This window comes from Nocardia sp. CC201C, assembly GCF_030010695.1.
In the GTDB taxonomy this organism is placed as follows: Bacteria; Actinomycetota; Actinomycetes; order Mycobacteriales; family Mycobacteriaceae; genus Nocardia; species Nocardia otitidiscaviarum.
The window spans coordinates 1-3,890 of record NZ_JASCXP010000552.1 but is presented as its reverse complement, the minus strand read 5'-3'; the positions used below and the strand labels follow the sequence as shown (position 1 = coordinate 3,890).

Annotated in this window: 3 protein-coding genes and 1 pseudogene; 3 read left to right on the top strand and 1 reads right to left on the bottom strand. The window is 71.6% G+C overall.

Features of this window, described 5'->3' with window-relative positions; translation table 11 throughout:
* Positions 1 to 938: pseudogene (locus QK444_RS33825) on the top strand (hypothetical protein); the annotation flags it as partial.
* A gap of 65 nt (positions 939 to 1,003) precedes the next feature.
* On the opposite strand, the gene QK444_RS33820 reads toward QK444_RS33825, so the two are convergent.
* Positions 1,004 to 1,771: a TSUP family transporter gene (locus QK444_RS33820; RefSeq protein ID WP_282786088.1), complete on the bottom strand. Its 768-nt coding sequence runs from the start codon at positions 1,769 to 1,771 to the stop codon at positions 1,004 to 1,006.
* Positions 1,772 to 1,895: 124 nt separating this feature from the next.
* On the opposite strand from QK444_RS33820, the gene QK444_RS33815 reads away from it, so the two are divergent.
* Positions 1,896 to 3,134, top strand: a complete 1,239-nt coding sequence (locus QK444_RS33815) for a histidine kinase (RefSeq protein ID WP_282786087.1) — start codon at positions 1,896 to 1,898, stop codon at positions 3,132 to 3,134.
* A 31-nt stretch (positions 3,135 to 3,165) separates the two neighbouring features.
* On the top strand, positions 3,166 to 3,828 hold the full coding sequence (locus QK444_RS33810; RefSeq protein ID WP_282786086.1) for a response regulator transcription factor: 663 nt from the start codon (positions 3,166 to 3,168) through the stop codon (positions 3,826 to 3,828).
* Positions 3,829 to 3,890 lie beyond the last annotated feature (62 nt).

Sequence of the window (3,890 nt, the reverse complement as noted above, 5' to 3'; positions counted from 1 at the left end):
ACACCCTGGCATCGCGCATCTCGGTGCTGCGCGCCCGGATCTCGCGCACCGTGCCCGCCGTGAGCGGCCGCGCGGCCTACGCCCAACTGGCCTCGCAACAGGAGATCGCCGGACAGTTGCGGACGGCCTTCCCGGACGAACTCGACGACGTCGGCGCCGCCGCCCTGGTGGGCGCGGTGGTCGGCGCGGTCTCCGGCGCCCTCACCGTCCTGTTCCAGCAACCGGGCCTCGAGGACGGCGAGCAACTGCACCGCAAGATCCAGGAGACCACCTCGAAGGTGCTGGCCCCCTGGCTGAACGAGCGCCCCGCCGACGTGCGTCCGGCCGCCGACGACCGGCCGCGACCCGCCACCCGCGCGAACGACGCCGGGGATACGGTGCCGGACGGTGCCGACACGCCGGGACACGCCGCCGCATCGGTCGACCGCGATACCGCTTCGGACACAGCGCCACTCGACCGTCGGGAACACGGCATCGGGGCTGGAGGCCGTGCGGTGGAGTGCCGGGACGGCATGTCCGGGCCGGGCGACGGTGTGGCGGCATCGGGCGAGGCCGGAACCGAGGGAGCGGAGCGTCCGGCGGCAGCCAGGGCGGATGCCGCCGAACGTTCGGAATCCGCGATGGACTCGCGGGAGTCGACGGGTACCGCGCGAGAGACTGTCGCGGCGGGACACCGGTCGGCCGCCGCCGCGCGTCCGGACGCGGCAGTACCCCGCCACGCGGTGCGCCGCCTGACGTCGGAACCTCTGCGGCGCGCGCTCGAAGCGGCCCGGCCGCTGCCCACCGAGCGGTTCACCGTGTACCGGGCGGAGGACGGCACCACCCGCCTCGAGACCCCGGACGCCGACCCGCCGCGGTCGGAATCTGCCTGGCACGCGCCCGATTCGGCCCGCGACAGCACCGACGATCTCCCGCTACCCGAGGACGCCCTGGTCTGAGCCGGTACCGGCCACCGCCTGGGCTCGGCCGCGGACTCGCCGCGGCGGCCGGATATGTCCGCGGCTCAGGCGAACTGCTGCCAGCCCAGGCGGATCACCATGGCCACCACCACGATCAGCAGTACCGCGCGGACGAAGCCGGCGCCGCGGGCCAGGGCCATGCGGGAGCCGATGACCGCGCCGAGCACATTGCCGACGGCCATGGCCAGGCCGAGGGCCCACAGCACGTGGCCGGTCGCGCCGAGGAAGAGCAGGGAGCCGAGGTTGGAGCCGCAGTTGATCACCTTCGCCATGGCGGCGGCGCGCACGAATTCGGTGCCGAGCAGGGTGGCGAAGGTGATGATGAGGAAGGTGCCGGTGCCGGGGCCGAGCAAACCGTCGTAGAGGCCGATGAGCCCGGCGGCCAGGGCGATCACCAGGATGGTCTTGCGGCGGGTCGGGGGATGGGTGGTCATGGTGACGCCGATCGACGGCCGTAGTGTGACGAAAACCGCCACACCCACCAGCACCACCATGACGATGGGGATGAACAGTTCCCGGTCGATGAGCGCGACCGCCGCGGAGCCGCAGGCCGCCGCGAGTCCGGCGAGGAGGGCGGCGGGCAGCAGGCTGCGCCATCGCATGGGTACCTTGCGGGCGAAGGTGAGCACCGCCGCGCTGGTGCCGGAGAAGGCCGCGAGTTTATTGGTGCCCAGCGCGGTTTGCGGGGCGATGCCCGGTGCCACCACGAACAGCGTCGGCAGGATGATCAGTCCGCCGCCGCCGACCACCGCATCCACCCATCCGGCCGCGGTCGCCGCCGTCAGCAGTACCGCCCAGTCCGCAACATTCACTCACCGACCCAACCAGAACGCGCACACTTCGGGCAAATCACCAAAAAGCTCAAACCGGTCGGTTCTCGAGCCGCCGGTGGGCGTGCTGGAACGACCGGTGCCCGGCACGACTTAGGGTGGACGCATGCGCCGGTTCAGTCTGTGGTTGCGCGGCAGGCCCCAAGTAGCCGATTCGATGCTGGCGCTCGGTCTGCTGCTCATCGACCTCCTCGCTATCGGCGAGAGCGATCACAAGGCCGTCTACCTCGCCATCAGCGTGCTGCTGCCGCTGCCGATCATCTTCCGGCGCACCCACCCGGTGGGGTCGGCCGTCGCACTGGTCGGGCTGTCCTACTTCAGCTCCCTCAGCCACTGGAGCATCCAGGACGACCGCGGCGCGCTGCATCCGGCACTGCTCGGACTCGGCATCATGCTCTACACGCTGGTCGCCTATGTCGGCCGCCGCCAGGGGCTGCTGTACGTGGGCGCGCTCATCGTCGACAGCGCGCTGGCCCACTTCCTGGTCGGCACGCCCGACGGTACCGACGCCGCCTTCACCGCCGTCTACTACGCCCTGTGCTGGACCCTCGCGGAATTCATCGGCGCGCGTCACGCCTACGACGCCGAGGTGGAAGCGCGGCTGGCCGTCGCCGACTACGACCGCGAACGGCGTGCCCACGATGCCGTCGCCGCCGAACGCACCCGCATCGCCCGCGAACTCCACGATGTGGTTGCGCACGCGGTCAGCGTCATCATCGTGCAGGCCGACGGCGCGCGCTACGCCCTGCGTCACGACCCCGACACCGCCGAACAGGCGCTCACCACCATCGCCGGCACCGGACGCGAAGCCCTGCGCGAACTGCGCCGCACCGTGGAACTGCTGCGCACCGAGCATGCGCCCGAACAACTTCCGCAGCACGGCACCGCCGGCATCGCCAAGGTGGTCGCCATGATGCGCAGTGCGGGGCTGGCGGTGGAACTCGAACTCAGCGGCGAACTCGACCATGTCAGCCCCGAGATCAGCCTCGGCGTGCACCGCATCGTGCAGGAGTCGCTCACCAACACCCTGCGCCACGCCGGACCCGACCCGCGCGCCAAGGTGCGGGTGGCGCGGCGCGACAGCGACATCCTGATCGAGATCGTCGACTCCGGTGGCGCGCCCGGCGACACCACGCGAGCGACCGATACCCCGGCGGGTGGGGTCGCCACCGTCGCCACCGTCGCCCCCGCGAACGGCCTGGCCACCGTCGGCAGCGGCCTGGGCCTGGTCGGCATGCGTGAGCGCATGGCCGTGCTCGGCGGCACCCTGAGCGCGGGCCGCCGCCCCGAGGGCGGGTGGCGGGTGCGCGCCACGATCCCGCTGGAACGCGCACCGGACGAGTGAATCGGTGGCGCGGGCCGATAGATTGATCTACGTGCCGATCACCGTTCTCGTAGTCGACGACCAGGAACTCATGCGCGCGGGATTGAAGATGGTGCTCGGCGCGCACCCCGACATCGAGGTGGTGGGGGAGGCCGACAACGGGGCCGCCGCCATCTCCCACGCCGCCGAACTGCGGCCCGACGTGGTGCTCATGGATGTGCGCATGCCGGTCACCGACGGCGTCACCGCCACCGGGCAGATCGTCGACTCCGGGTGTGGCAGCCGAGTTCTGGTCATGACCACCTTCGACCTCGACGAGCACGCCCTCGGCGCGCTGCGCGCCGGAGCCAGCGGCTTCCTGCTCAAGGACACCCCGCCCGAGGACCTCATCTCCGCCATCCGCAGCGTCGCCGCCGGTGACGCCGTGGTCTCCCCGAAGGTCACCAAACGCCTGCTCGACCGATTGATCGCCGACGATCCGGCCGCCGGTCGCGATCCGGGCGTACTGGACGTCCTCACCGCCCGGGAACGCGAGGTGCTCGAACACATCGCCGCCGGACGCTCCAATGCCGAGATCGCCTCGGCCCTCTATCTCTCCGAGGCCACCGTCAAGACGCATGTCGGCCGGGTGCTCACCAAGCTGGGGCTGCGCGACCGGGTGCAAGCGGTGGTGCTGGCCTACGAGACCGGACTGGTCCGCCCCGGCAGCGCGTGAACCCGGGTCGGATCGGGAAGCAGTTCCTGACCGCTCGGGAGGCGGCCCGCGACGGTCCGGGG